The organism is Aureivirga sp. CE67 (assembly GCF_015767245.1).
In the GTDB taxonomy this organism is placed as follows: domain Bacteria; phylum Bacteroidota; class Bacteroidia; order Flavobacteriales; family Flavobacteriaceae; genus Aureivirga.
Window position 1 is genome coordinate 53,139 of sequence record NZ_JADOTV010000011.1, and the last position, 26,977, is coordinate 80,115.

A 26,977-nucleotide genomic window follows, 5' to 3' on the forward strand; every position below is an offset into this window, starting at 1 on the left:
TAATAATTAAATTATTTTGGGTCAAATATAATACAAGGAACAATCATTTCCTCCATAGAAATACCACCATGTTGGTAAGTGTTTTTATAGTATTTTACAAAATGATTATAATTGTTCGGATATGCGAAGAAATAATCTTCTTTTGCAAAGATAAACGAACTACTCATATTAATCGAAGGTAAGAAAATATCTTTCGGATTTTTTACAGCAAATACTTCCTTATCGTTATAAGTTAAGCTTTTTCCAGTTTTGTATCTTAAGTTTAAACTAATATTTCGGTCTCCAATAACTTTTGAAGGTGCTGTACAATTAATGGTTCCATGATCTGTTGTGATAACCAAACGCATTCCTAAAGCATGTGCTTTTTCAATCATTTCAAACAATGGTGAATTTTTAAACCAACTTGCAGTAATAGATCGATATGCTTTATCATCACTAGCTAATTCCTTGATAACTTCCATGTCTGTTTTTGCATGTGAAAGCATATCAACGAAATTATAAACCACTACAGTCAAATCATTTTCTTTCATTGCACTGAAATTTTCGGCTAACTGTTTTCCAGATTTTAAGTTCGTGATTTTATAATATTCATGTTTGATTCCAAGACCTAATCTTCGAATTTGCGAATCTAAAAACTCAGCTTCATAAAGGTTTTTACCTCCTTCATCTGTATCATTTTTCCACCAATCTGGATACATTCTTTCCATTTCAGAAGGCATTAAACCTGAGAAAAGAGCATTTCTAGCATATTGGGTTGCTGTTGGTAAAATACTGAAGTAGGATACTTCTTTGGTTTTCTTATAATATTCTTCTAAAAATGGTTCTAAAATTCGGAATTGATCATATCTTAAATTATCAATAACTGCTACGAAAGTTCCGTTTTTCTTGTCAATATTTGGTGCAATAATATCTTTAAAAAGAGTATGAGAAAGTACTGGTTTATCATCTTCATGAAGCCAATCTTTATAGTTTTTCTTTACAAATTTGAAAAACTGCGTATTAGCTTCTTGTTTCTGACTTTCTAAGATTTCCATCATTCCGGAATCTTTGATATTGTCTAATTCCAACTCCCAATACACTAGTTTTTTATATAAATCAATCCATTCTTCATAAGAGTTCACCATACTAAGATCCATTGCGATTTTGCGGAATTCTTGTTGGTAGTTAGAAGAGGTTTTTTCAGAAACAAGTCTAGAATGATCTAAGTTTTTCTTTAAACTAAGAAGAATTTGGTGAGGATTTACAGGTTTAATCAAATAATCTGCAATTTTATTTCCAATTGCATCTTCCATTAAATATTCTTCCTCACTTTTTGTAATCATTACAATAGGAAGTGTAGGTTGAATTTGTTTTATTTCGGTTAAAGTTTCCAAACCAGTTAGTCCTGGCATGTTTTCATCTAAAAATACAATATCAAATGTTTCTTCATTTATTAAGTCAATTGCATCGGCGCCATTTGTGCAACTAGTTACTTTGTAGCCCTTTTTTTCTAAAAATATGATGTGTGGTTTTAATAAATCGATTTCATCATCCACCCACAGTATATGTATGTTATTCATAGTTGCTATATTTGTATTTATTTATCTTTTAAATTAAGCATTTTGAACGAGAATACTACGAACAAAATTAAAATATTAAACGACCCAATTTACGGATTTATTACCATTCCATCCGCATTAATTTTTGATTTGATAGAACATCCTTATTTCCAACGTTTAAGGCGTGTTTCGCAAATGGGAATGTCTTATATGATATATCCTGGAGCACATCATACGCGTTTTCATCACGCAATTGGGGCGATGTACCTTATGCAAAAAGCGGTCCGAATTTTACGATCTAAAGGTGTAAATATTTCAAATGCTGAAGCAGAGGCTGTGCAAATTGCAATTTTACTACATGATATTGGACATGGAGCTTTTTCTCATGCGTTAGAATATAGTATTGTTTCAGGAATTACACATGAAGAAATTTCGATTAAATTCATGGAATCTCTAAACGAACAATTTGATGGTAAATTAGATTTAGCAATTACTATTTTTAAAGGAGAATATTCAAGAAAGTTCTTATATCAGCTAATTTCTAGTCAGCTTGATATGGATCGTTTGGATTATCTGAAAAGAGATAGTTTTTATTCAGGAGTAGCAGAAGGAGCAATTAATTCGGATCGATTGATAAAAATGCTACATGTAAAAAATGATGAATTAGTTGTAGAAGAAAAAGGAATTTATTCTGTAGAAAATTTTCTTATTGCAAGAAGGTTGATGTATTGGCAAGTTTATTTGCATAAAACAGGAGTGGTTGCTGAAAAGTTATTAGTCTCTGTTTTAAGACGTGCAAAAGAATTAGCAAAGCAAGGTGTTGAGGTTCCAGCTTCAAAGACTTTTAGATACTTTTTATATAATGAAATTGATGTTGAAAATTTTGACCAAAATACCTTAGAGATTTTTTCAAGATTGGATGATTATGATGTTTTAGGAGCAATAAAAGAATGGGTTTATGAAGAAGATTTTGTGCTTTCGACACTTTCAAAAATGATAATTGATCGTAATTTCTTAAAAATTGAAATGCAAAAAGAATCTTTTCCGGAATCAAGAATTGAAGAATTAAAAGAAAAATGTATAAATAAGTTTCAAATCTCTGACAGCTTAATAGATTATTTTATATTTGCAGGCGAAATAGGTAACCAAGCTTACGATGCTGTATATAGTCCAATTAAAATGCTTTTTAAAAACGGTGAAGTTAAAAATGTAACAGAAGCATCAGATCAATTAAATATTCAAGCTTTATCTACTAAGGTGACGAAGCATTTTATTTGTTACCCAAAAGAATTAATTAACTAAACTAATGGAGTTTTAGAATTACAACTATTGAAAATTTGTACAAAACATACTAGTAGCGTTTATTTTAGATTAAAAAAATAAGTTGATTTAGAATTAATTTGATTTTTTTCTTAAAAAAATATTAAAAACAAAATCGATGTTTTTTAGGATTCGATTTTGTTTTTTTGTTAATATAACGTGAATTATATATTTTTATAAACGAAAATCTAAAGAAATGTTAACGTAAATTTCGAAAATATATTTTCAATTGTGAATAATTAAATATTTCTAAACATTTCCATAAAGTATATTTTTTATATTTTTGCATTTAATGAAATTTAAGGCAAGTCAAATAGCAGAAGTTTTAGAAGGAAAAGTGGTTGGGAATCCAGATGCTGAGGTTTCAAAACTTTCTAAAATAGAAGAAGGGGAGAAAGGATCTTTATCTTTCTTGTCAAACCCGAAATATATCCCATATATATATAATACAAAAGCTACAGTAGTTATTGTAAATAAAGCTTTCGAACCTGAAAAGGAAGTTTCATGTACGATGATTAAAGTAGATGATGCATATAAAGCTTTTTCTAAGATTTTAGCATTTTACAATGAGGTAAAACTAAATAAATCAGGAAAAGAAGATCCTCATTTTATTGGAGAAAATGTTTCAATAGGTGAGAATATTTATCTTGGAGCTTTTGCATATATTGGAAATAATGTAACAATTGGAGATAATGTAAAAATTTATCCTAATGTCTATATAGGAGATAATGTAACAATTGGAGATAATACTTCAGTTTTTACAGGTAGTATTATAAATTCCGAATCTATAATTGGAAAAGAATGTACTATTCATTCAGGAGCGATTATTGGAGCAGACGGTTTTGGTTTTGCGCCAAATGGAGAAGGAGCTTATGATAAAATTCCACAAATAGGTAATGTTGTAATTGAAGATAATGTAGATGTAGGTGCGGCAACAACCATTGATAGAGCGACATTAGGTTCGACAATAATTCGTAGAGGTGTTAAATTAGATAACCAAATCCAGATAGCACATAATGCTGAGATAGGTGAAAACACAGTAATTGCTGCACAATCAGGAGTTGCAGGTTCTGCCAAGATTGGTAAAAACTGTATGATTGGAGGGCAAGTAGGAATTGCTGGTCATTTAGTTATCGGTGATAACGTAAAAATTCAAGCGCAAGCAGGAATTGGAAGAAATGTAAAAGATAATGAAGTACTTCAAGGAAGTCCAGCATTACCTTATGCAGATTATAATAAATCTTATGTTCACTTTAAGAATTTGTCAAAATTAGTTTCGAAGATAGATATATTAGAAAAAGAAATAAAAGCACTAAAAGACAAGTAATGAATCAAAACCAAAAAACAATCAAAAATACGGTTACTTTATCAGGAGTAGGATTACATACTGGAAATAAAGTAACAATGACTTTTAAACCAGCACCAGAAAACCATGGTTATTCATTCATTAGAGTTGATTTAGAAGGTCAACCAGAGATTGAAGCAAAAGCAGATTATGTTGTAGGAACTCAAAGAGGGACGAATTTAGATAAGAATGGTGTGAAGATACATACAACTGAACATGTTTTAGCCGCAGTTGTAGCTTTAGGTATTGATAACATTATTATTGAATTAGATGCTCCAGAACCTCCAATTATGGATGGTTCATCAATTCATTTTATTGAAGCTTTAGAAGAAGCTGGAATTGAAGAGCAAAATGCAGAAGTAGAAGAATTTATCGTGGATGAAATCATTACCTTTAAAGATGAAGAGACAGGTAGTGAAATCATTTTAATGCCAGCAGATTCTTATCAAATCACTACAATGGTTGATTATAATACGAAAGTATTAGGTACGCAAAATGCTAGTTTAGATAAATTAGAAGATTTTAAATCTGAAATTGCTTCCGCAAGAACTTTTAGTTTTTTACATGAGTTAGAAGCTCTTTTAGATCATGATTTAATTAAAGGTGGAGATTTAAATAATGCTATTGTATATGTAGATCAAGAGATTTCTGAAGATACAATGGTGAAATTAAAGAAAGCTTTTAATAAAGAAGATATTAGTGTAAAACCTAATGGAATCTTAGATAACTTAGATTTACGTTGGACAAATGAAGCTGCACGTCACAAATTATTAGATGTAATTGGTGATTTAGCTTTAATTGGAATAAAAATTAGAGGTAAAGTTATTGCAAACAAACCAGGACACGGAATAAATACGAAGTTTGCAAAAGAAATGGCAAAGAAAATCAAGATGGCAAAAAGAAATTACGTGCCAAAATATGATTTAAATCAGCCACCATTAATGGATATCCACCAAATTATGGATATTTTACCTCACAGACAACCATTTTTACTAATTGATAAAGTATTAGAGTTGTCAGATACACATGTTGTAGCAATGAAAAATGTTACAATGAATGAAGAGTTCTTTAGAGGTCATTTCCCAGGAGCACCAGTTATGCCAGGAGTTTTACAAGTTGAAGCTATGGCACAATGTGGAGGAATCTTAGTATTAAGTACAGTTCCTGATCCAGAGAATTACTTAACATATTTCATGAAAATGGATAATGTGAAGTTTAAACAAAAAGTATTACCAGGAGATACTCTAGTTTTCAAAGCAGACTTAATTACTCCAATTCGTAGAGGAATTTGTCATATGAAAGCAGTAGGGTATGCAAATAATAAAGTAGTTGTCGAGGCTGAATTAATGGCTCAGATATCTAAAATTAAATAAAGAAAGAAATGAATCAGCCATTAGCATATGTTCATCCGGGAGCAAAAATTGCAACGAATGTAGTAGTAGAACCATTTACTACAATACATAATAATGTAGAAATAGGGTCAGGAACATGGATAGGCTCTAATGTTACTATTATGGAAGGTGCTCGAATTGGTAAAAATTGTAGAATTTTTCCAGGAGCAGTTATTTCTGCAATACCACAGGATTTGAAGTTTGAAGATGAAGAGTCACTTGCAATAATTGGAGATAATACTACGATTAGAGAATGTGTTACAATTAATAGAGGAACAAATGCTTCAGGTAAGACAGTTGTTGGAGAAAATTGTTTAATTATGGCTACAGCTCACATAGCTCATGATTGTGTTATAGGAGATAATGCTATTATTGTAAATGGAGTTGCATTAGCAGGACATGTAGTTGTTGGAAAACACGCTATTATTGGAGGATTAGCAGCAGTACATCAATTTATTCACATTGGTGAACACGCTATGATTTCAGGAGGTTCTCTTGTAAGAAAAGATGTGCCACCTTTTACTAAAGCAGCAAAAGATCCATTATCATTTGTAGGGATTAATTCTATAGGATTAAGACGAAGAGGTTTTTCAACTGAAAAGATTCGTGAAATTCAAAATATTTATAGAATTTTATATCAAAGTAAATATAATAACACACAGGCTCTTGAGAAAGTTGAAGCTGAAATGCCTGCTTCTTCAGAAAGAGATCAAATTATAACTTTCATTAGAAATTCTCAGAGAGGAATTATGAAAGGATATATTGGAAATAATTAATTAAATTAAAAAAACTTAAAATAAGATTATGGCTACTACGTCGGATATTAGAAATGGATTATGTATTAAATTTAACCACGATACATATAAGATTGTTGAATTTCAACACGTAAAACCAGGAAAAGGACCAGCTTTCGTTCGTACTAAATTAAAAAGTTTAACATCAGGAAAAGTAATTGATAATACTTTTTCAGCAGGTCATAAAATTGATGAGGTAAGAGTAGAAACTCGTAAATATCAGTATTTATATGCTGAAGGAGATACTTTTAACTTCATGAATGTAGAAGATTATAATCAAATTACTTTAGAGAAAACAGCTTTAGATGCTCCTCAATTATTAAAAGAAGGAGAAGTTGTAACTGTAATTGTTAGATCTGAAGACGAATTACCATTAGCTGTGGATATGCCTCAGTCTGTAATTTTAGAAGTTACACACACTGAGCCAGGAGTAAAAGGAAATACTGCTACAAATGCTACAAAACCAGCAACTGTTGAAACTGGAGCAAGAGTAAACGTTCCTTTATTCATCAATGAAGGAGATAAAATTAAGATTGAAACTGCAAAAGGTACTTACCAAGAGCGTATCAAACAATAAAACTTCTTTTGTTTTATGAAATTTAAAGAAGTACAAACTTTAGAAAAGATAGCCTCAATTATTGAGGCTTCTTTCGTTGGTGATGCATCCTTTCCTGTAGAAGGAATGAATGAAATTCATGTTGTAGAACCAGGGGATATCGTATTTGTGGATCATCCAAAATATTATGATAAAGCTTTAAATTCTGCTGCAACAATTGTTTTAATCAACAAAGAAGTAGAATGTCCTGAAGGAAAAGCACTTTTAGTTTCAGATGATCCTTTCCGTGATTTTAATAAACTTACCAAACATTTTAATCCATTCATTGCTGCAACTGCTGCGGTAGCTGAGTCTGCTCAGATTGGAGAAAACACAGTTATTCAACCAAATGTTTTTATTGGGAACAATGTGAAAATTGGAGAAAACTGTTTGATTCATCCTAATGTTACTATTTATGACGATGCTGTTATTGGAGATAATGTTACAATTCATGCAGGAACTGTTCTAGGTAGTGATGCTTTTTATTATAAAAATCGTCCTACTGGATTTGATAAATTAGTATCTGGAGGAAATGTTGTTATTGAAGATAATGTAGATATCGGAGCTGCTTGTACAATTGACAGAGGAGTTACTGCAAGTACTACAATTATGGAAGGAACTAAGATTGATAATCAAGTTCAAATTGGACATGATACCATTATTGGTAAAAAATGTTTAATTGCCTCTCAGTGTGGAATTGCTGGATGTACAGTTTTAGAAGATGAAGTTGTACTTTGGGGACAAGTAGGAGTTGTTAGTGGAATCCGAATTGGGAAAGGAGCTGTTTTATTAGCTCAAGCTGGAGTTTCTAAGTCCATTAAAGGAGGTGTCGTTTATAACGGTACACCTGCTAGAGAATCTAGACAATACTTAAAAGAACAAGTTGTTGTAAAACAATTAGTGAAAAATAAATAAAAAAAAGAGGCTGTTTTAAAGATTACAGTCTCTTTTTTTAATTGCTATATCTTCGATTTTTAAAATATTTTAGTCTAAATTATAAAGTAAAAAGATACTTTTGTGAAAAATAAATTTTTAAGATGAAAGAAAATAAAGAAGTACAGGAGTATTTAGACAAAGCACCTAATAATTTTAAAGAGATTCTACTTAGTTTAAGAGAATTAATCTCGAAAGAGGTAGAAAATGCAGAAGAAAACTATAAATGGAGTAGACCTGTTTATACTAAAGAAAAGGATGTTTGTTATTTAACTTACACAAAAAAACATGTAACTTTTGGTTTCTTTGAGTTTGAAAAAATAAAAACAAATATATCTTTAATAGAAGGTACAGGGAAATCTATGCGACATATAAAGCTTAAAAATTTATCTGACATAGAAGATTTTCAAATCAAAAAAATATTAAAAGAATTGATTTCATAAAACAGAAAGCATCTTTTTAGGATGCTTTTTTGTTTAAATAAAACCTTTTTCTAGAATTTTCGATTACAAACTCTAAAGTATAACTTGATGTATTGTATTTATCAAGATCAATTGTAATTTTATTATATCCTTTAATATAGATGTATAAAACTTCAATTGAAGTGTCAGTATCTCCTATATCTTTGGTTTCTATTTGTTTTATTTTATCCCATGAGAAAAAATCATATTCTTTAATAAAAATACCTTTATCATTTATAATTATTTGAACAGAAGAATCGAATTTTAATTTTCTATAATAAATAATAGAAATTAAACCCAATACAGAACTTGAACTTAAAATTACTTTAAGAATAAAACTATAATTCAAGTTAGAAATAAAATTTAAAATCACAATACACACAATTACTGGTATTAGATAGATGTTTGATTTTGCGAAGTATATTTTAGTTTCTAAAGGTGCTTTTTCGTTAACTTCTATTGGGTGCTTTTTTATTTTTTCCTTATTTCTTATTAAATTTTCAAGGATTAATTTTTCTTTTTTAGTTTTGATTTCAAGCTTTTCAGAAAAACTTCCTCTTTTAGGTATAATCTTATGTTTAAGAGCTTTTTCTTCTAGTTCTTTAATGTTGTCAATATTTGAAAATGCCCAAATTTTCCATTTTGTAATGATGAAATAATAATACAATAACGAATTAAATATGGTTAAAAATCCTCCTATAATGTAAGTCCATTCTGGTAAATTATTTGTATTTATAAAGATTGAAACTAAAATAAATGTTATAATTCCAATTATTGATGATGTAACATTAACTTGATAAAACCCTTTTTTTATAGCTTGGTCAATAGTAATTTTATTTTTCATTTTATTTATTGATAAAATCTTCAACTTTTATAGTTAATTCAATTCCATAGTAATTACAATTTTCAAACATAGCATTTTTTAGTTGACAATCTTTAAATTCAATACTTTCAATGGAACAATTTTGAAACTTTACATTTTCTAGATTACTATTTTCAAAATCACAACATTTTAAATTACATCCTTTAAAAATAGAATTGTTAAAATTGCAATTTTGAAAAACAGTGGAGTGAAACCATGAATTCTCAATTCGTATATTTTCAAAAATTAAATTATTGATTTCACTTTCTTCCATATCTAGATCACAGAATAAATGTTGACCTGAATTGTATTTATTTTCAAGAAATTTCATTTTAAATTTATTTCCTGTTTATTTCATAACAAACACAATTTTCAATTTTTGGAAAATCTTTCAATTTAGAATGTTTGAATTCTAAAATTTTTTGCATGCCAATTTTTTCCATAACAGCAATTGAAGGTTTGTTTATCATTGGAGCAGTAGAAATGATTTTCTCTAATTCTAAAACATCAAAAGCATACTCCAAACAGCGTTTTGCACCTTCTGTAGCATAACCTTTATTCCAATATTTTTTATCTAAACGCCAACCAATATCCGTGCAAGGAGTAAATTCAGCTTCATAATCTTGATAACATAAGCCAATAAATCCAATAAAATTCCCAGTTTCTAATTCATCCACAGCGAAATAGCAATAATTTCTCTCCTTATACATTTTCTGCATTCTCTGGATAAAATTTTGTGTTTGTTCAAAAGTTACTGTTGCAGGAAAAAATCGCATTACTTCGGAATCAGAATTAATTTCAACCATTTTTTTAATATCTGAATCTATCCAATTTCTAAAACCTAATCTTTTAGAATGAAAATCGTATTTAGAGTTGTAATTCATTATTTATTATAATTTTGTTAGCAAATATAATTATATAAGAAAAAGTAGTGTTAAATATAAATTATTTGATATCAAATATATTTTAATACAAATAAAAGAAAAAGATTGAAAAATGGAAGAAATTAAGTTTTATGCTGAAAATCAGCAATGGGGAGAATTTTCAAATTTCTCTTTATATCCAATAAAATGGAAAGGAAAAGTTTGGAAGACTTCAGAGCATTATTTTCAAGCTCAAAAATTTGAGGATAAAAAATATCAAGAAAAGATTAGAAATGCTATTTCACCAATGAAAGCTGCGGAATTAGGAAGAACACGAAAAGTGAAAATTCGAAGAAATTGGGATAAAATCAAAGATAATGTGATGTATGAAATAGTTTTTGCAAAGTTTTCTCAACATGAGGACTTGAAAGAAATTTTACTTTCTACAGGAGATTCTAAAATTATTGAACATACAGAAAATGACTCTTATTGGGGAGATGGAGGAGATGGTTCTGGAAAAAATAAACTAGGAAAGATTTTAATGAAAATTCGTGAAAATTTGAAGTAAAAAAATAAACCAGTATTTAAATATAAAAATACTGGTTCAAAATATCATCTATTCTTCAATATGAGTTATTTCGATTTTTTCAATTTTTACAGCATTCTTATTAGGTTTAATAACATAACCAAGTTTTATAGAAAGTATTTCAATAAATGAAGCGCCAAGGAAAATAATTTGTGAAATATAGTAAACCCAAACCATAATCAGAGCTAAAACACTCGCAGTTCCAAATGCTGAGGTTACATTACTGTGCCCTAAATAAAATCCAATACCAATTTTACCAACCATAAAAAATACTGCTGTGAAAATTCCACCGTAAATAGCAATTTTCCATTTTATTATTGCATCACCAAGGAATTTGAACATAATAGCAAAAACTAAAACCAGTACTATTGGAGAAATTAATTGTTCAATAATTAGAATTTTTCTCAAATATTTTGGAAGATGTTCTATAAAACTAGTCAGAATACCTCCCAGAGCTGTACTTACCAAAATGATAAAAAACAAGCTGATTAGAACTATAATAGAACCAAAATGAAGTAGAATATAATTTAGAATACTATTTTTTGGCTTCGATTTGATGCTCCAAATACTATTAAAAGAATTATGAATTTGAGAAAACAAACCTGAAGCACTCAGAGCAAGTGTTACAAATCCGATAATTGCATTTAGAATGTTATTATGAGAAGTTTGTTGATTTTTAATGAAATCTTGAATTTGTAAAGAAGCTTTTTCACCTAAAGTATTTTGAAGTTGTTCAAATATTTCTCCGTTTACAGCTTTTTCTCCAAAGAATATTCCTAGTACAGATGAAATAATCATTATCATCGGAATTAAAGAAAAAACAGAATAATAAGCTAGAGAAGCTCCTTTTTGAAACGTATCATTGTTTAAAAAATGCTGAAAAACATCTTTTATTAATTTTTTCATTTGCTAAATATTTTGGTCGAGCAAAATACGAAAAATAAGCGTTTTTCTTTAATTAACAGAAATATTAAATTTAATCACATTTTTTATATAAAAAAACCTCCAAATTATTATTGAAGGTTTTGATTTATATATTTTTAAAAAGATTAGAAATTAATGACTTCTCCATCTTCTGGAATTATAATTTCTACATTTTCTTCTTTTGCTTTATTTCTCATCATATCTCTTGTAGTCATACAATGATCTAAGGATTCCATATGAACAGTAATAATTTTTGCATTTGGTGCTTTTTTTGCAACTTTTACTGTCGCCTCTTCATCCATTAAAATTTTATATTCACCCATGAAAACTGCTCCACCAGAATTTGTGACTATAATATCAGGATTAAATTTTTCAACAGTTCCTTCAACCACATCATCCCATAAACAATCACCAATAATATAAATAGTCGGTTCATCTTTAGCTTGTAAAACAAAACCTGAAACCACACCTAATTTATCCAATAGTGCTTCTGGCCCGTGTACACCATTAGTTCTACTTATTGTGATTCCATCAAAATCCATAACACTATCTATTTCATGAACATTTTTAAAACCAGCATCTTTTACCATTTTTTCATCACTTGGTTGCGTAAAAAAAGAAAGAGTTTTATTTAAAACTTCCATTGCTTTTGGATCAAAATGATCTGGATGCGGATGTGTCAAGAAAATAGCATCAATACCTTCAGTAATTTCTTCAATTGGCATTGGTAAATCAACGGTTGGATTTAGATTTTCATCTGGTTTTACAAAAGACATAAAACTATTTACAGATGAAAACATCGGATCAATTAACAATGTTTTCCCTGCATAATTGATCTTTAAAGTCGCATTTCTAATTAACTGTATACTAGTGTTTTTCATGATTAATTGTTTTCTTTAAATTAAGATTTAATATTTAAATATCTATAATGCAAAGTTTTAAAAAAGTCCTAATTTGATGCTTACCAATTAATTTCTTAAAAATACCAATTTGATAATTATACTAGAATAAACCTTAATTAACCTCATCAATTTCAAAAGAAATAATAGAAATATTGTCCGTAATAATATGAAATAAAATAGGGTTACAACAATTCTCGCAATCTTCAATATAAGATTGATCTTTAATAGAAAGGTCTACAAGAATGGAAACATTTTCCCAGCAATATGGGCATTGAAAAAAATATTCTACCATGAGATGAAATTTTAATTTGGTTTAAAAATAAAGCTATATCAATAATATTTTAAATTATAAAATTAAAGTTAAAAGTTTTATTATCAATTTATTAAGTTTTATTTTAGAATAGTAAATTTCTGAGGATGAAGGCATATTTAATTTTGTTTTTTGTGGTGATGTTGTGGGGTTTAAATTTTCATTTTGGGAAAATTATGCTTCAAGACGTAAATTTTATTGAAGCCGGATTTTGGAGATATATTTTTGGAGTTCTAGCCTTACTATTTTTTACTATTAAAAAACTTCCCACTTTATATACTATCAAAAAGAAATTTTGGGTCATTTTAGGTATTGGTGCTTTTGGTATTTTTGGTTATAATCTTTTTTTCTTTTTAAGTTTAATAAAAGGGTCAGCGATGAATGCTGCTTTAATTATCAGTTTGAATCCTGCAGTAACACTTATTCTTTCAACCATTTTTCTTAAAACAAAACTTCGATTTAATCATATAATTGGTGTTATCATTGCCTTTTCTGGAGCTTTTTATCTAATCTTAAAAGGAGATATAAATAATCTTAGCAATATTCATTTTACAATTAGCGACATTTATATTTCAATAGCTTGTGTCATTTTTGCTAGTTATCATGTTTCTGTTAAAAAATACGCAGTTGATATTCCAAATAAGCATTTTACACTTCTGACAAATTTCGTTTGTTTATTGGTGCTTATTGTAGTTTTACCATTTTATGGTGAAAATTTTACGTTCCCCTATAAATTTTCTTTTTGGTATTCAGCGGTAGGAATAGGAGTAGTGGGAACTGCAATTACTTATTATTTATGGAATTATGGAATCGAATTGGCCGGAGCAGATAAAGCTGGTATTTTCTTGAATTTCATACCTCTTTCAACAGCTTTTTTCGGAATATTTTTTCATGAAAAATTATATGAATATCATTTAGTCAGTGGGTTAATTATTCTTGGAGGTTTATTAATTATGAATATTAAGCTCAGAAAAAGAAAAAACTTAAGACAAAAAATAAAAGTTTAAACTCAAATTTCTTCTAAATAAATTAAGCTTATGTGTGGAATTACAGGATTTTGGAAATCAAAAGTGTTTGAAGGAAATGAAAGGAATACGATTCAGAAAATGACAGAAACTTTACATCATCGAGGACCAGATGGAAATGGTTTTTTTGTAGATGATCAGAGTAAAATAGCAATGGGACATGCTAGACTTTCAATTATTGATTTGCATTCTGGAGAACAACCAATTTATAGCAATGATAAAAATTTGATTCTTACAGTTAATGGAGAATTTTATGATTATAAAAGAATTCGTGTGAATTTAAAATTAGAAGGTTTTGATTTTACAACGAAAAGTGATAGTGAAATTGCTTTGCCACTTTATAGAAAAAATGGTTTAGATTTTTTAAAAGATTTAAGAGGAGAATTTGCTTTTGCTTTATTTGATAAAAAAGAAGAAAAATTAATTTTGGTTCGAGATCGTTTTGGTGTAAAACCTTTGTTTTACCATATTAACGAAAAAGGAATTTATTGGGCTTCAGAAATGAAAACGCTTTTTGAAAACCCCGATATTTCTGCGGAATTTGATGATGAAGCTGTTCTACATCAATTAATGCAAACCATGGTACCAGGAACAACTCCTTATAAAAATATTCAAGCTCTAGAACCTGGACATATGTTAATAATTCAGAAGAAAAATGATTCTTTTGAAATTAAAAACAAAAAGTATTGGGATTTAGATTTTCCAAGAGAAAAAGACAGAGATTTAAGTAAAAGTGAACAATATCACATCAAAAGAGTTCAGGAAGAATTGGTAGAAGCTGTTTCACTTCGTTTGGAAGCAGATGTTCCTGTGGGTTGTTATCTTTCAGGAGGAATTGATAGTTGTGCTATGCTTGGATTGTCGTCTTATATTCAACAATCGCCAATAAAAGCTTTTACGATTAGTTTTGATAATCAAAATTACGATGAGACAAAAATTGCTGATGAAATGTCGAAATCTGTAAATGCAGATCAAGAACATATTATTTTAAAAGCCGAAGATTTATACGAAGATAATTATATAAAAACTCTCTGGTATTCCGAACGAACTTTTTATAACACATTGGGAGTTGCAAAATGGCATATGAGTAAACGTGTGAAAGAATGTGGTTATAGAGCTGTGATTACAGGAGAAGGTTCTGATGAATTGTTTGGAGGTTATGCACAATTTAAGCGAGATATGTTTTTACATTCAAATGATGCTCATAAGAAAGAATTTATGCAAAAAATGGATAGTTCCAATAAAATTTTTAAAGGAGCAATTCTTTCTGATGAAGATGTTCATCATCCGTATATGGATTCTGTTTTAGGATTTACTCCTTCATGGATTCAGCCTTGGGTGCAAACATTGCATTTGGTTGAGCCTTTATTGAGTCAAGATTATTTATATAGAATTAAGGATTATGATCCGATAATTGGAATAACAGATAAAATTGATACTTCTGAAACAAAAGGAAGACATGTTTTAGATATTGCACAGTATACTTGGAGTAAAACGATGTTGGAATGTCAGATTTTAAATTGGGGAGGAGATAGAGTAGATATGGCAAATTCTATGGAATCTCGTCCAGCATTTTTAGATCATCATTTGGCTGAAATGGCAAAAGAAATTCCACCAGAAATGAGGATTAAAGGAAATATAGAAAAATGGGTGTTAAGAGAAGCTGTTAAAAATGTAATTCCAGAAGTTTTATACAAAAGAGAAAAGTTTGCTTTTATGGCACCACCAGCACATACAGATTTAAAAAAGAAAGCAGAATTATTTCAGCTAATTAATGAGTTTTTAGATGAAAAAACAATCAAAGAAGTAGGTGTTTTTGATGTGAAAAAACTTCAGAATTTTATTCTTCAATATAAAAATGATCATGATCCCGTTTCTTTAGTTCGAAAAGATGCTTTAATCAATCATATTTTAGGATTACATATTTTATATAGAATGTTTGTGAAAAAAGAGGTTTTGTTTTAAAATAAAAAACTGTTTCAAATGAATGAAACAGTTTTTTAAATATAAATTATAATTCGTTAGAATCTTCTTTTTGTCCGTTTTGCATCAAGAAAGATTTTAAGAATCCGTCAATGTCTCCATTCATTACAGCATCTACATTTCCAGTTTCGTGTCCAGTACGAACATCTTTCACCAATTTATAAGGATGCATAACATAGTTTCGAATTTGAGAACCGAAATCAATTTTCATTTTTCCAGCTTCGATTTCACTACGCATTTCTCTCTGTTTTTGTAACTCAATCTCATAAAGTTGAGATTTCAGAAGTTTCATCGCTTTTTCACGATTTTCAAGCTGCGAACGAGTTTCAGAGTTATGAATAATGATTCCAGTAGGGTGGTGGGTAAGAATTGCTTTTGTTTCAATTTTATTTACACCTTGCCCTCCAGCACCTCCTGAACGAGCAAATTGCCAAGAAATATCTGCTGGATTAATATCAATTTCAATACTTTCATCTGCTAAAGGATAAACATAAACAGAAGCAAAAGAAGTATGTCTTTTCGCATTGGAATCAAAAGGAGAAATACGAACTAAACGATGCACACCGTTTTCACCTTTTAAATAACCAAAAGCAAATTCACCATCAAATTCAAGAGTTACTGTTTTTACTCCAGCAGTATCTCCTTCTTGGTAGTTTAGCTCTTTTACTTTAAATCCATTTTTCTCTCCCCACATAATGTACATACGCATTAACATCGAAGCCCAGTCGCAACTTTCAGTTCCACCAGCCCCAGCAGTAATTTGTAGTACAGCACTTAAACTATCACCTTCCTCAGAAAGCATATTTCTAAACTCTAAATCTTCTAGCGATTTTAAAGTATCATCATATTGTGTTTGAATTTCTTCTTCTTCTACATCACCCTCTTTATAAAAGTCATATAAAACAGCTAAATCTTCCAAAGAGGATTTAACAGCTTCATAGTCAGTAACCCATTTTTTCTTAGAACGAAGCTCTTTCATAAAAGCTTCTGCCTCCTTCGGATTGTTCCAAAATTCAGGGTTTGCAGTTCTTTCTTCATCATTCGATATTTCGATTAATTTTTTGTCAATTTCAAGGTAAGTTTTTAACTTGCCAACTCGTTCTTGTATTTTCTGTATGTTTTCGTTTGTAATCATAAGAATTGTATAGAACTACAAAAATAACTTTTCATAACGATATTATGCAAATAAATTTAATAAGTGACACTGTCACAAAACCAACTTCTGAAATGTTGCAAGTAATGATGCAAGCAGAAGTAGGAGATGATGTATTTAAAGCAGATCCTTCTGTAAATCAATTAGAAGAAAAAATAGCTAAAATGTTTGGAATGGAAGCTGCTTTGTTTTTTCCTTCAGGAACTATGGCAAATCAGGTTGCAATAAAAATTCATACACAGCCAGGAGATCAAGTTATTTGTGATAAATGGGCGCATATTTATAATTTTGAAGGAGGAGGAGTTGCATTCAATTCAGGTGTAACTTGTGCATTGATTGATGGAGATAGAGGAATGTTTACGGTAGAACAAGTTGCAGAAAAACTTCATAATGATGGAAATATTCATTTACCACAAACTGCACTTGTTGCAATAGAAAATACTACTAACAAAGGAGGTGGAGCTTGTTGGGATCTAAAAGAAATTGAGAAAATCAAAGCTTTTTGTGATGAAAATGATTTACCATTACACTTAGATGGAGCAAGACTTTTTAATGCAATTGTTGCTACAGGAGAATCTCCAAAAACTTTCGGGAAATTATTTGATACAATTTCTGTTTGTTTATCAAAAGGATTAGGAGCTCCAGTTGGTTCTTTATTATTGGGGACTAAAAAAGATATTCAAAGAGCACTTCGTATTCGAAAACTATTTGGTGGAGGAATGCGTCAAGCTGGATATTTAGCAGCAGCGGCAATTTATGCTTTAGATAATCATGTAGAAAGATTAAAAATAGATCATGATAGAGCAAAGCAAATTGGAGAAGCTTTAGCCAAAAATCCTTTAATCAAAAAAGTAGAACCAGTTGAGACTAATATTGTAATTTTCTATGTAAATGATTCTATCTCGGATAAAGATTTTACAAAAAAGCTAGAAGATGAAGGAATCCTAATCGCTTCTATGGGGGAAGGAAAATTACGAATTGTAACACATTTAGATATAACTGAAGAAATGTTTAACAGAATTATATCTATTATAGAAAATCTTAAATAAAAATTATGAGAAATGATATAGCAACATTCGGAGGAGGGTGTTTTTGGTGTCTAGATGCCTATTTTAGACAAATAAAAGGAATTGAAACAGTAGTTTCTGGATATGGTGGAGGAAATATTATAAATCCTGCCTATAGAGAGGTTTGTCAAGGAACAACTGGACATGCTGAGGTAGTGCAATTAACTTTTGATACTTCAATAATTTCATATCAGGATTTATTAGAAATCTTTTTTGAGATGCATGATCCTACTACATTAAATCAGCAAGGATATGATAAAGGAACTCAATATCGTTCTGTGATTTTTTATCATAATGAAGAACAAAAAAAGGAAGCTGAAAATTATATTCAAAAATTAACTGGAGAAAAAGTTTTTGAAGACCCAATTGTAACAGAAGTTTCTCCATTTAAAAATTTCTTTAATGCTGAAAATATGCATCAAGATTTTTACGAGTTAAATCCGGAAGTGAAGTATTGTCAACTGATAATAAGTCCGAAAATGGAAAAGCTTAAAAAGAAGTTTGATGGTAAATTGAAATAAAGTTTATTTTATAAAATATATTTTAAAAGGCTTTTTCAATTTGAAAAAGCCTTTTATTTTTCTTCTTTCTTTCCTCTATCATTTATATACTTTCCTACAATTACAGCAGTAATTATTACCATATAAAACTGACCTGATAATCCTAATAACATTGTCGCCTTTTGAGCTATAGTAGTTGAAGGAACAATATCTCCATAACCTATTGTTAGTAAAGTTATAAAACTAAAATAAAGTAAATCTTCAGCACTAGAAGCTGCATTGTTGGCAGTAATAACTACAGCGTCAAAAGAGTTTGGGTTGTAAATTTCTAAAATTAGAAAAATAAAAAAACCGACTAAACCTAATGAAATGTACCCACTCATTACACCTAGTATAACATTTTTACTTACAGTTTGTTCGTTCCAGATTTGTCGTATAATTTCTATAGTAAAGAATGAATAGATTAAAAAGAAAATCAATAAACTAGACAAACCTTCACCACGTTCATCATCTTCAAAGAAATTATTAATAAATAAAAACAAAACGACAAACCAGAGTAAATAAAATATTTTTGCTCCTCTTTTTTGTCTTGCAATTAGATTAATTCCAGAAATAAGGTTTAATAAGAAAAATAAAGTAGTAAGTTGATGAGAATTTCCTGTTTGAGATGGGAAAAATAAATTACTGAATAAGCTTAATATGATTGTGAAAAAATAAATTTCATATCTATATTGTAATAACCAGTGATTTAATGCTTTTAAAATTTTCATATTCAAATATAAAAAAACACTCTAATTAAATAGAATTAGAGTGTTTTAATTTTATTCTTCTTTATAATGAACTTTATATAATATACTATAAAGTGATGGAATGAATACTAGCGTAATAATTGTTCCGAAAAGTAAACCAACCATAATAGTAACAGCCATTGGTTCCCACATAGCTCCTCCACCTAAATAAAGCGGGATAAGACCAAGAACCGTTGTAAACGCAGTAAGAAGAATTGGTCTAAACCTTTGTAAACAAGCTTCTACAATTGCTTTTTGAGCTTCTAAGCCATTTGCTAATTCTATTTCAATTCTATCAATTAATACAATGGCATTATTAATTACAATTCCTGCTAGAGAAATTACTCCTAAGAAAGCCATAAATCCAAAACTTGATCTGAAAACGATTAATCCAATTACAACTCCAATAATTCCAAGAGGAATAGTTGTTAATACCATAAAAGTTTTACGGAATGAATTAAACTGAATAATTAACAGAATTAAAATAATAAACCCAGAAAGAGGAAGGTATTTTACTACAGCTCCCATATTTTCAGCAGTATTTTTAGCATCTCCTCCTAATTGATACGAATATCCATTTGGCCAAGTTTTAGTCTGTTCTTTTAGCCAAGGAGTTACAGTTTCCATAATTGCAGCAGCATTTGCTGTTTCTGTAATTTCAGATTGTACATTAATAGTTCTATTTAAATCTAAACGTTTAATTTTTGCATATTGCCATTCTGGAACTATGGAAGCAACTTCTAAAAGCGGAACACTTTTTCCAGAATTTTGCGCATAAACATTAAGAGTTTCTAATAGAGACAAAGATAATTCTTGCCCTTCATTACTTCTCATAATAATTGGGATAGAAGTATTTTCTTCTCTATATTCTCCTGTTTGATATCCATCTAAAACTGTTTGTAATGAAGTAGCAATATCTTGGTTTGTAATACCAGCTCTTTGTGCTTTGTTTTGATCAATATCAATTACAAACTTTTTACTTTGTGGACCCCAATCATCTTTTACGTTTTTAGTTCCGTTAATAGAAACTAATTTATCTTTAATTGTCTCTGAAATTCTTGCTAATTCATCTGGATTTTCTCCTGAAACTTTAATTTCAATAGGAGTTCCACCTCCACCAGCTCCAAGAGGACCTACTTTAATATCAGCATTTGGATAAGCATAATAGCAATATCTATCTAATTTTTCAATTAAATTGAAGTTTTCTTCAAAACTAGAAGTGTTTACAAGCATGTGCGCATAACTTGAGTTTGCTTCATCTGGTGAATAACCTAAATCATAAGATTCTGGACCTTGACCAACAAATGAAGACCAACTTGTAATTCCTTTTTTACGAGAATCATTTACAAGAAGTGAGTCAATCATGTATTGCTCTAATTCTTTAACTATTTCTTCTGTTCTTTCAATTTTAGTTCCTAAAGGTAAATTAATATCTACAGTTATTAGATTTCTATCACTATCTGGGAAGAAAATGAAAGGGATTTTTGTGAATCCAACTAATGAAAGGAAAAATAGAACTACAATCGAAATAATCACTTTCCATTTATTCTTAAGAGCTAAAATGATATAAGTATTGTAATATTTTTTCAATGCTCCAATAAATTTATCAAAGAAACTCTCTTTAGCATCTTTTTTTATTTTGATAAATAAATAACAAAATAAAGCAACTACTGTAAGTGCTATAATCCAAGATGAAAGTAAAGCAATTGTGATAACCACGAAAATTGGCCCTACAATATCTCCCATTGTAGATTCTGCTAGGAAGAATGATAAGAATGCAGCAGAAGTTGTTAATGTTGAAATCAATAAAGGAATTATTAATTCAGAACTAGATGAAATTGCAGCGTCTTTTGCAGACATTCCATCTTCCATTTTTACAATGATGGATTCACTTACCACAATGGCGTTATCCACCATCATACCCAGAGCCATAATAAGTGCAGCTAAAGTAACCTGATTTAGACCTATATTGATTAATCCCATAATCATTAATGTCATGATAGTTACAATTGGAATCAAACTAGCAATGATCATTCCTGTTCTAAACCCAAGGAAGATTAACATTACAGCTAATACAATCACGATAGATTGTACAAGATTACTCATGAAATCACTAATCTTATCTTGAATATAAGTATCAATTGAAGAAACTCTGACTATATCCAAACCAATAGGAAGTTTATCTAAATTAGTTTCAATCAACTGATTTACACTTTCTCCAAGTTTAATTACATTTGCTCCTTCTTTTAATGAAATGTGTAATGATATAGCATTTTTTCCATCAACTGTTACAATTTGGCTAGGAGGAGTGATATATCCTCTAGTTATTTTGGTAATGTCTTCTAAGTTTACAACAACACTACCATCACCAACAGGAATTAATGTTTTTCTGATATCATTTACAGAATTAAAATTTCCAGTTGGCTCTAAAATAATTCGTTCATCTTCAACATTGATTTGACCTCCTGAACTTAAAATATTTGTACTTTGAATGATGCTTTGAAGTTTATTGGAAGTTAACCCATACTCTTTCAATTTTGCATTATCAAATTCAATAAAAACTCTTTCTTCTTGAGAACCGCCAAGCTCAACTTTTGCAGCATCAGGTAATTTAATTAGTTCATCTCTTAAATCATCAGCATAATCCTTCATTTCTGCATAAGAAATACCATCACTTACTAAACCTAACGAAATACCGTAAACGACACCAACATCATCATCTTTTAATTGAGGGTTAACACCTTGTGGTAAATCATTTAAATCAGCTAGTTTTCTTCTAAGACGATCCCAGACAGCTTGTAGTTTTTCTGGTTTTACTTCGTCTTTTAGAGTAACTGACACTACAGAAAGCCCAGTTCTAGAAGTACTTGAAACTTCTTTTAATTCTGGTAATTCTTGTGATACTTTTTCAATTTTATCTGTAACAAGTTCTTCAACTCTTTGAGGGCTAGCCCCAGGAAAAGAGGAAACTACAGTTGCAACACGTACTGTATATGGAGGCATACTATCTCTAGAAAGAGATTGATAAAGTACAAGCCCCATAATTATTATGGTGAAAAGAACCGTAAATGTGATTCTATTTCTATCTATTGAAAATTTTGTAATATTCATAAGCTTGAATAATTTTAGTCAAGTAAAACTTTTTGACCATTAAGTAATGTTTGTAATCCTGCTGTAGCGATTTTATCTCCAAGTTTTAATCCGCTCTTGATTTCAAAACCTTCAGCAGTTAACTCTCCAATTTGGATATATTTCTTTTCTGCTATTCCAGTTTTATCATCATCTGATTTAATTAAGAAAACAAAATTCCCTTGTCCATCTTTACCAACAGCATTAATTGGAACTACCAAAACATTTCTATCTGTATTTGTTTCAAAGTCAAAAGTTACTTTTGCAACCATTCCAGATTTAATATCTTTTACAGGATCTAAAATTTTTACTTTAATTGGATAAGTAGAAGTATTTTGATCAATAGCTGGTGTTATTTGAGAAACAACTCCATTGAAAACTAATCCTTCTAAAGATGGAAATGAAATAGATACTTCCATATTCATTTGCATTTTGTTAATTACATTTTCTGGAATTCCTAAACGTACTTCCATATCACCACCTGCATTTAATACTGCAATTAATTTTCCAGCGCTTACAGTTTCATCTTTTTCAGCTTCTTCAGAAATAATAGTTCCATCAAAAGGAGCATAAATAGAAGCATAACTAATTTGTTTCTTTTGAATATCTACACTTCTAAGTGCAGATTGATAGTTTGCTTTTGCACTAGCGTATCCATTTTTAGCATTTTCATATTCACTTAATGAAGTTGTTCCTTTTTCATAAAGTGTACGAGTTCTATCAAGAGTAGATTTTGCTGTATTCAACGCAGATTTAGAGCTGTTAAGAGAAGCTACTGCTTGCTCATAAGCTAATGTTGTTTCAGCATTATCAAGTTTTGCTAAAAGTTCTCCTTTTTTAACCTTTTGACCAGATTTTAAATTATAATAAGTTATAATTCCTGAAATACGGAAACTTAAATTTACTTCTTTATTATTTCTAGCAACACCATCAAATGTTCTAGTTCTTTCACCTCCAATAAATCCAATTTCGGTGAATTTTACAGGTCGAACTCTTTGTTCTGTCTGAACTTTTTCATCATTACCGCAAGAAGTAAAAGTGAAAATTAGTCCTAATAATATGATAAATATTGATTTTTTCATTTTTTAATTATTTTGTTAGATAGTCTTCGATTCTTTTGAATAATTCGTTGTTTTCTTCTTTTGAATGTAATAAGATATAATAACTAATTAATCTTTCTAATTGAATTGAACTTAAAAGATAGTTATATGTAGCATTTGCTTCTGCTTGTTGTGCTTGAATATAGTTTTGCTGAGCATCAATCAAAGTTGGAATTGGAATTGCTCCATTTGTATAAGCAATTTGGTTTAATTCTAAATTTTCTCTAGCAGATTCAGTAGCAACATGAGTTAACTCAATATTTGCAATTTGATTAATAATATCTGTAACAACAGTATTTACATTTTGATTGATAGTAAGTACAGTATTATCTCTATTTATTGATAATTGCTCTAATTGAACTTTTGTTTTTTGTCTATTTAAATCTCTTTGCGTTCTATCAAAAATTGGTAACGTAACATTAACAGCTACATTATAATTATTAGTAGGGATAACAAATCCAGGAGGAGGAGTAGAACCTTTTCCACTTCTATCAATATCATAATTATACTCTGCTTGTAATCCGAATGTAGGAAGGAATTTTGATCTTTGATATAAACTAGCATTTCTTTCGGAAGCTTTAATGTTATAATCTAAAGATTTTAACTCTGGTGCATTTTTTAAAGCTTCCTCTACGATGAAATCCACAAATTTTTTGCGTGATATAGGGTCGTCTAAAATACCTTCTAATTGTTTGTATTCATAAGACTTAAATAAACCTTTACCAAAATCAGCATCAGAAATATCTAATTCTGTTTCTATTGGAAGATTTAAAACTTGATTCAGTGCAAAAACAGCTTGTTTTAAAGTATTTTGCGCAGTAATTAAATTTAAAGTACTTGTTGCAATCTGACTTTTCCAACGAAGAACATCAGTTTTACTACTTTGTCCTGCATTATAATTTTGCTCAGCAATTTGTAAATTCTTTCTTGTTAGTTTTAAATTTTCATTATTAATATTTACAGTTTTTCTTGCAATTAAAACATTAAAATAAGCTTGACTTGCTTGAAAAACAGCATCTAATTCAGAAGAATTAAATGTCTCTTTTTGGGCTTTTAATAAATATTTTTGAATTTTAATTCCTGCAGATGCTTGCTCAGAAAAAATAACTTGTTCTAATGTGAATTTACCAGAAGTGTAAAATTCGGGATTTTGACCTTGTGTGTTTTCAGCTAATTTAGGATCTAAATAAACACTATTTGCAGAAGCAGAAGCTTTCGGGAAATAATTTGAAATGGCTAAATCCACCTCTTTGTCTTGAATATCAATATCTTTTGAACTTGCTTTTAAAGAAAGATTTTCATTAATTGCACGCTGCATGATTTTTAATAAATTATACTTTTCTCCAGTTTCAAAAGAATCTAATTCTCCATATAAATTTGCTTTTGCTAAAGTTGTATATTTAAGGGAAAGATTAATTTTTGAAGCAGTTTCTACATTAATTGTTGGTTCAGAATTAAAGTTTAAAAGTACAGGCAGATTAGATGGATCTGTACCATCCACTATAGATTCAATATCTAGAGATAATCTTCTGTAAATTTGCTCTGCATTTTCTTCTGTAGAATCTGACATTAAAATTCCATGCTCAATTCCATTCCTTCCTGTAGAAGCAAAAGAAGGTAATTTTCTTTCAATTAATAAATCTGCAATCTCTGAAATTTCATTGTCAGAAAGATAATAACCACCTGTAAGATAAACTGCGTCAATTCCAGAGTGATTTTTAATTTGATTTAAAATATCATCACCGTTCGAATATGACATCAATTCATAAGTCGAATTTGTGTTTTTAAAATATTCATCTAATACTTTTCTTATTGGTAAGATATCAGAAACTTCTTTTTCTACAAGAATACCAATTTTTTTAAAAGGATAAACTTCATGAAAAGTAGTTAAATCTCTTTTATAAGATTGTGGAAGAATAAGATAAGTTAGATTATGAACACCAGATGTGGCTTTTTTTTCAGAAACATCAATGAAGTCTTCATTTACCATACCAAATATAATGGTTGGTTTAGCATAATCTTCTTTTAAATACAAAAGGTAGTTATTAATAAGACCAGAAACGATAATGATGTCTACTTCAGGATTATTTACTAAGCTTTCATAATTTTTCTCGGCTTTATTCCAATCAAAATTATTCTGTAAACTATACTTATCATCAAAAATGATATTTGCATCATTGCCCACTACGGCTTTTACTTCTTTCTCAAACTTAGAAATATGTTCCTGAGAATCTCTTGTAGTTGTATCACTTAAAAAACCAATAGTGATATTTTTCTTTCTTTGAGCATAACTTGTAGTGAAGATACTCAATAAAAGAGTTAAAATAAAGAGTGATTTGAAATTCATTTTCATAAAATTAGTTATAGTATTTAGTCGTAAGTTAATTATTTTTCTTAAAATTTATTTAACATATCTCAAGCTTATCTGAAAAAAATAACTGTTTTCAGGTTTTAAATCTATATCTCCTTTTGTGAAAGTAGACCAAGAGATTTTTTTAGCTAAAGTATATCCAGTAAATAAATTGATCTTTAAATCTTTGTAAATGCTTCTTTCATAACTTGGCCCAAAATTTACTCGAGTATAATTTAAATTATCTAAAACGGTTTCTTTTGTACTTATATTAAACTGGCTACCATTAATTGCAGCTAATAGACCTACAGTATTATTTTTATTAAACTGATAAAATTCTCCAATTATACCAGGGAAAATAACAACTGTTTTCCATTTGTTTTTTACGTAAGTTAATTGTAAAATTGGGACAACAAGAGGCTGTCCAAATCTTGTATTATAACTTAATCCAAATCCATAATTCAAGTTTTTACTAACTTGTTTTGTTGCAATCGCAGATGCTTGAAGAATGAAATCATCAGATTTTAATTCTCCATTGAAGTCAGAAGCAAGAGTTGGTGAAACAAGCGCAGTTATGGTCCAATCTTTTTTTAATCTTTTAACCAAGCCTAAGTTATAACTAATAGAATAATAGTTTTCAGAAGTTTCATTAGTAAAAGTAGTATTGAAATTATAAACAGGTTTCATGTTTACGTATGAAATTCCATTAATAAGGATTGTTTTTTTGTCTTTAGAAACAATTGGATAATTAAAGTTTATCCTATATTCTTCAATTCTGATTTTATCATCTTTAACTTGTGAAAAGTCAGATTTTATTTTTGCTCTTGAAAAATTAGTATAGCTGACACGAAATAATTCAAATTCATTAAGTTTCTGTTGAGAAAAAACAGAAGTACAAAATAAAATTAATAAAAGGGTGATTGTTTTTTTCATTATATTTGATATTATGACGCAAAAGTATTAAAATATTTAAAAAATTACATGATATTTATCAAAAGCACAAAAATAGTATTGTAAATTTATGTTAAATTACGGATATAATAAAAAATGAAAAACAT

Annotated in this window: 25 protein-coding genes; 12 read left to right on the forward strand and 13 right to left on the reverse strand. The window is 29.2% G+C overall.

The features are described from left to right. Positions 1–11: 11 nt before the first annotated feature. Entirely contained in the window at positions 12–1,559 is a 1,548-nt protein-coding gene (locus I0K12_RS13345) for a bifunctional response regulator/alkaline phosphatase family protein (RefSeq protein WP_196888626.1), read from the reverse strand. A 42-nt stretch (positions 1,560–1,601) separates the two neighbouring features. Between I0K12_RS13345 and I0K12_RS13350 the strand changes: the two genes are divergently transcribed. From I0K12_RS13350 to I0K12_RS13380, 7 genes are all read left to right on the forward strand, one after another. After that, positions 1,602–2,840: an HD domain-containing protein gene (locus tag I0K12_RS13350; protein WP_231372763.1), complete on the forward strand. Its 1,239-nt coding sequence runs from the start codon at positions 1,602–1,604 to the stop codon at positions 2,838–2,840. A 310-nt stretch (positions 2,841–3,150) separates the two neighbouring features. Continuing rightward, positions 3,151–4,185: a UDP-3-O-(3-hydroxymyristoyl)glucosamine N-acyltransferase gene (lpxD, locus tag I0K12_RS13355; protein ID WP_196888628.1), complete on the forward strand. Its 1,035-nt coding sequence runs from the start codon at positions 3,151–3,153 to the stop codon at positions 4,183–4,185. Beyond that, complete coding sequence (locus tag I0K12_RS13360) at positions 4,185–5,576, forward strand: bifunctional UDP-3-O-[3-hydroxymyristoyl] N-acetylglucosamine deacetylase/3-hydroxyacyl-ACP dehydratase (RefSeq protein WP_196888629.1); 1,392 nt, start codon at positions 4,185–4,187, stop codon at positions 5,574–5,576. The genes lpxD and I0K12_RS13360 overlap by 1 nt, the downstream gene beginning before the upstream one ends. A gap of 8 nt (positions 5,577–5,584) precedes the next feature. Further along, positions 5,585–6,370, forward strand: a complete 786-nt coding sequence (gene lpxA / locus I0K12_RS13365) for an acyl-ACP--UDP-N-acetylglucosamine O-acyltransferase (RefSeq protein ID WP_196888630.1) — start codon at positions 5,585–5,587, stop codon at positions 6,368–6,370. A gap of 28 nt (positions 6,371–6,398) precedes the next feature. Then, positions 6,399–6,965: an elongation factor P gene (gene efp, locus I0K12_RS13370; RefSeq protein ID WP_196888631.1), complete on the forward strand. Its 567-nt coding sequence runs from the start codon at positions 6,399–6,401 to the stop codon at positions 6,963–6,965. 15 nt (positions 6,966–6,980) lie between these two features. After that, positions 6,981–7,898, forward strand: a complete 918-nt coding sequence (locus I0K12_RS13375; RefSeq protein ID WP_196888632.1) for a UDP-3-O-(3-hydroxymyristoyl)glucosamine N-acyltransferase — start codon at positions 6,981–6,983, stop codon at positions 7,896–7,898. A gap of 122 nt (positions 7,899–8,020) precedes the next feature. Further along, positions 8,021–8,359, forward strand: coding sequence for a DUF1801 domain-containing protein (locus I0K12_RS13380; protein WP_196888633.1), 339 nt, complete (start codon positions 8,021–8,023; stop codon positions 8,357–8,359). A 16-nt stretch (positions 8,360–8,375) separates the two neighbouring features. Here I0K12_RS13380 and I0K12_RS13385 read toward each other — a convergent pair whose 3' ends face one another. The 3 genes from I0K12_RS13385 to I0K12_RS13395 are packed head-to-tail and all read right to left on the reverse strand — an operon-like array spanning position 8,376 to position 10,123. Continuing rightward, a complete protein-coding gene (locus I0K12_RS13385) occupies positions 8,376–9,221 on the reverse strand; it encodes a hypothetical protein (protein ID WP_196888634.1) in 846 nt (281 codons plus the stop codon). Between the two features lies 1 nt (position 9,222). Beyond that, the gene (locus I0K12_RS13390) at positions 9,223–9,570 is read right to left on the reverse strand and encodes a pentapeptide repeat-containing protein (RefSeq protein WP_196888635.1); all 348 of its coding nucleotides are present in this window, start codon (positions 9,568–9,570) and stop codon (positions 9,223–9,225) included. 7 nt (positions 9,571–9,577) lie between these two features. Next, positions 9,578–10,123 (reverse strand): GNAT family N-acetyltransferase, encoded by a 546-nt coding sequence (locus I0K12_RS13395; RefSeq protein ID WP_196888636.1) that lies wholly within the window; start codon positions 10,121–10,123, stop codon positions 9,578–9,580. A gap of 112 nt (positions 10,124–10,235) precedes the next feature. Here I0K12_RS13395 and I0K12_RS13400 point away from each other — a divergent pair, with 112 nt between their 5' ends. Further along, positions 10,236–10,670, forward strand: a complete 435-nt coding sequence (locus tag I0K12_RS13400; RefSeq protein WP_196888637.1) for an NADAR family protein — start codon at positions 10,236–10,238, stop codon at positions 10,668–10,670. 48 nt (positions 10,671–10,718) lie between these two features. On the opposite strand, the gene I0K12_RS13405 is transcribed toward I0K12_RS13400, so the two are convergent. The 3 genes from I0K12_RS13405 to I0K12_RS13415 all read right to left on the reverse strand — a co-directional run bounded on the left by I0K12_RS13405 (position 10,719) and on the right by I0K12_RS13415 (position 12,806). After that, positions 10,719–11,594: a YihY/virulence factor BrkB family protein gene (locus I0K12_RS13405; protein WP_196888638.1), complete on the reverse strand. Its 876-nt coding sequence runs from the start codon at positions 11,592–11,594 to the stop codon at positions 10,719–10,721. Between the two features lie 143 nt (positions 11,595–11,737). Then, on the reverse strand, positions 11,738–12,493 hold the full coding sequence (locus tag I0K12_RS13410) for an MBL fold metallo-hydrolase (protein ID WP_196888639.1): 756 nt from the start codon (positions 12,491–12,493) through the stop codon (positions 11,738–11,740). A 133-nt stretch (positions 12,494–12,626) separates the two neighbouring features. Next, positions 12,627–12,806: a CPXCG motif-containing cysteine-rich protein gene (locus tag I0K12_RS13415; protein WP_196888640.1), complete on the reverse strand. Its 180-nt coding sequence runs from the start codon at positions 12,804–12,806 to the stop codon at positions 12,627–12,629. 125 nt (positions 12,807–12,931) lie between these two features. Here I0K12_RS13415 and I0K12_RS13420 point away from each other — a divergent pair, with 125 nt between their 5' ends. Next, positions 12,932–13,831 (forward strand): DMT family transporter, encoded by a 900-nt coding sequence (locus tag I0K12_RS13420; RefSeq protein WP_196888641.1) that lies wholly within the window; start codon positions 12,932–12,934, stop codon positions 13,829–13,831. 30 nt (positions 13,832–13,861) lie between these two features. Further along, positions 13,862–15,814 (forward strand): asparagine synthase (glutamine-hydrolyzing), encoded by a 1,953-nt coding sequence (asnB, locus tag I0K12_RS13425; protein WP_196888642.1) that lies wholly within the window; start codon positions 13,862–13,864, stop codon positions 15,812–15,814. 46 nt (positions 15,815–15,860) lie between these two features. Here the strand turns inward: asnB and prfB are convergent, their stop codons facing one another. Further along, positions 15,861–16,967, reverse strand: coding sequence for a peptide chain release factor 2 (prfB, locus tag I0K12_RS13430; protein WP_196888643.1), 1,107 nt, complete (start codon positions 16,965–16,967; stop codon positions 15,861–15,863). Positions 16,968–17,011: 44 nt separating this feature from the next. Between prfB and I0K12_RS13435 the strand changes: the two genes are divergently transcribed. Then, positions 17,012–18,034, forward strand: a complete 1,023-nt coding sequence (locus I0K12_RS13435) for a threonine aldolase family protein (RefSeq protein WP_196888644.1) — start codon at positions 17,012–17,014, stop codon at positions 18,032–18,034. Positions 18,035–18,039: 5 nt separating this feature from the next. Then, complete coding sequence (msrA, locus tag I0K12_RS13440) at positions 18,040–18,573, forward strand: peptide-methionine (S)-S-oxide reductase MsrA (protein WP_196888645.1); 534 nt, start codon at positions 18,040–18,042, stop codon at positions 18,571–18,573. A 53-nt stretch (positions 18,574–18,626) separates the two neighbouring features. On the opposite strand, the gene I0K12_RS13445 is transcribed toward msrA, so the two are convergent. The 5 genes from I0K12_RS13445 to I0K12_RS13465 are packed head-to-tail and all read right to left on the reverse strand — an operon-like array spanning position 18,627 to position 26,852. Further along, on the reverse strand, positions 18,627–19,322 hold the full coding sequence (locus I0K12_RS13445) for a potassium channel family protein (RefSeq protein ID WP_196888646.1): 696 nt from the start codon (positions 19,320–19,322) through the stop codon (positions 18,627–18,629). Positions 19,323–19,373: 51 nt separating this feature from the next. Next, entirely contained in the window at positions 19,374–22,451 is a 3,078-nt protein-coding gene (locus tag I0K12_RS13450) for an efflux RND transporter permease subunit (protein ID WP_196888647.1), read from the reverse strand. Positions 22,452–22,465: 14 nt separating this feature from the next. Continuing rightward, positions 22,466–23,551 carry an efflux RND transporter periplasmic adaptor subunit gene (locus I0K12_RS13455; RefSeq protein ID WP_231372764.1) on the reverse strand — a complete coding sequence of 362 codons (1,086 nt, stop codon included), beginning with the start codon at positions 23,549–23,551 and terminating at the stop codon, positions 22,466–22,468. Positions 23,552–23,558: 7 nt separating this feature from the next. Then, the gene (locus I0K12_RS13460; protein ID WP_196888648.1) at positions 23,559–25,916 is read right to left on the reverse strand and encodes a TolC family protein; all 2,358 of its coding nucleotides are present in this window, start codon (positions 25,914–25,916) and stop codon (positions 23,559–23,561) included. A gap of 54 nt (positions 25,917–25,970) precedes the next feature. Continuing rightward, the gene (locus tag I0K12_RS13465) at positions 25,971–26,852 is read right to left on the reverse strand and encodes a DUF6268 family outer membrane beta-barrel protein (RefSeq protein WP_196888649.1); all 882 of its coding nucleotides are present in this window, start codon (positions 26,850–26,852) and stop codon (positions 25,971–25,973) included. Between the last annotated feature and the right edge of the window lie 125 nt (positions 26,853–26,977).

What these genes read in the sequence shown, in the direction of transcription:
- I0K12_RS13345 (WP_196888626.1), bottom strand. Translation starts at nt 1,559, where the DNA reads ATGAATAACATACATATACTGTGGGTGGATGATGAAATCGATTTATTA.
- lpxD (WP_196888628.1), top strand. Translation starts at nt 3,151, where the DNA reads ATGAAATTTAAGGCAAGTCAAATAGCAGAAGTTTTAGAAGGAAAAGTG.
- I0K12_RS13360 (WP_196888629.1), top strand. Translation starts at nt 4,185, where the DNA reads ATGAATCAAAACCAAAAAACAATCAAAAATACGGTTACTTTATCAGGA.
- lpxA (WP_196888630.1), top strand. Translation starts at nt 5,585, where the DNA reads ATGAATCAGCCATTAGCATATGTTCATCCGGGAGCAAAAATTGCAACG.
- efp (WP_196888631.1), top strand. Translation starts at nt 6,399, where the DNA reads ATGGCTACTACGTCGGATATTAGAAATGGATTATGTATTAAATTTAAC.
- I0K12_RS13375 (WP_196888632.1), top strand. Translation starts at nt 6,981, where the DNA reads ATGAAATTTAAAGAAGTACAAACTTTAGAAAAGATAGCCTCAATTATT.
- I0K12_RS13380 (WP_196888633.1), top strand. Translation starts at nt 8,021, where the DNA reads ATGAAAGAAAATAAAGAAGTACAGGAGTATTTAGACAAAGCACCTAAT.
- I0K12_RS13385 (WP_196888634.1), bottom strand. Translation starts at nt 9,221, where the DNA reads ATGAAAAATAAAATTACTATTGACCAAGCTATAAAAAAAGGGTTTTAT.
- I0K12_RS13390 (WP_196888635.1), bottom strand. Translation starts at nt 9,570, where the DNA reads ATGAAATTTCTTGAAAATAAATACAATTCAGGTCAACATTTATTCTGT.
- I0K12_RS13395 (WP_196888636.1), bottom strand. Translation starts at nt 10,123, where the DNA reads ATGAATTACAACTCTAAATACGATTTTCATTCTAAAAGATTAGGTTTT.
- I0K12_RS13400 (WP_196888637.1), top strand. Translation starts at nt 10,236, where the DNA reads ATGGAAGAAATTAAGTTTTATGCTGAAAATCAGCAATGGGGAGAATTT.
- I0K12_RS13405 (WP_196888638.1), bottom strand. Translation starts at nt 11,594, where the DNA reads ATGAAAAAATTAATAAAAGATGTTTTTCAGCATTTTTTAAACAATGAT.
- I0K12_RS13410 (WP_196888639.1), bottom strand. Translation starts at nt 12,493, where the DNA reads ATGAAAAACACTAGTATACAGTTAATTAGAAATGCGACTTTAAAGATC.
- I0K12_RS13415 (WP_196888640.1), bottom strand. Translation starts at nt 12,806, where the DNA reads ATGGTAGAATATTTTTTTCAATGCCCATATTGCTGGGAAAATGTTTCC.
- I0K12_RS13420 (WP_196888641.1), top strand. Translation starts at nt 12,932, where the DNA reads ATGAAGGCATATTTAATTTTGTTTTTTGTGGTGATGTTGTGGGGTTTA.
- asnB (WP_196888642.1), top strand. Translation starts at nt 13,862, where the DNA reads ATGTGTGGAATTACAGGATTTTGGAAATCAAAAGTGTTTGAAGGAAAT.
- prfB (WP_196888643.1), bottom strand. Translation starts at nt 16,967, where the DNA reads ATGATTACAAACGAAAACATACAGAAAATACAAGAACGAGTTGGCAAG.
- I0K12_RS13435 (WP_196888644.1), top strand. Translation starts at nt 17,012, where the DNA reads ATGCAAATAAATTTAATAAGTGACACTGTCACAAAACCAACTTCTGAA.
- msrA (WP_196888645.1), top strand. Translation starts at nt 18,040, where the DNA reads ATGAGAAATGATATAGCAACATTCGGAGGAGGGTGTTTTTGGTGTCTA.
- I0K12_RS13445 (WP_196888646.1), bottom strand. Translation starts at nt 19,322, where the DNA reads ATGAAAATTTTAAAAGCATTAAATCACTGGTTATTACAATATAGATAT.
- I0K12_RS13450 (WP_196888647.1), bottom strand. Translation starts at nt 22,451, where the DNA reads ATGAATATTACAAAATTTTCAATAGATAGAAATAGAATCACATTTACG.
- I0K12_RS13455 (WP_231372764.1), bottom strand. Translation starts at nt 23,551, where the DNA reads ATGAAAAAATCAATATTTATCATATTATTAGGACTAATTTTCACTTTT.
- I0K12_RS13460 (WP_196888648.1), bottom strand. Translation starts at nt 25,916, where the DNA reads ATGAATTTCAAATCACTCTTTATTTTAACTCTTTTATTGAGTATCTTC.
- I0K12_RS13465 (WP_196888649.1), bottom strand. Translation starts at nt 26,852, where the DNA reads ATGAAAAAAACAATCACCCTTTTATTAATTTTATTTTGTACTTCTGTT.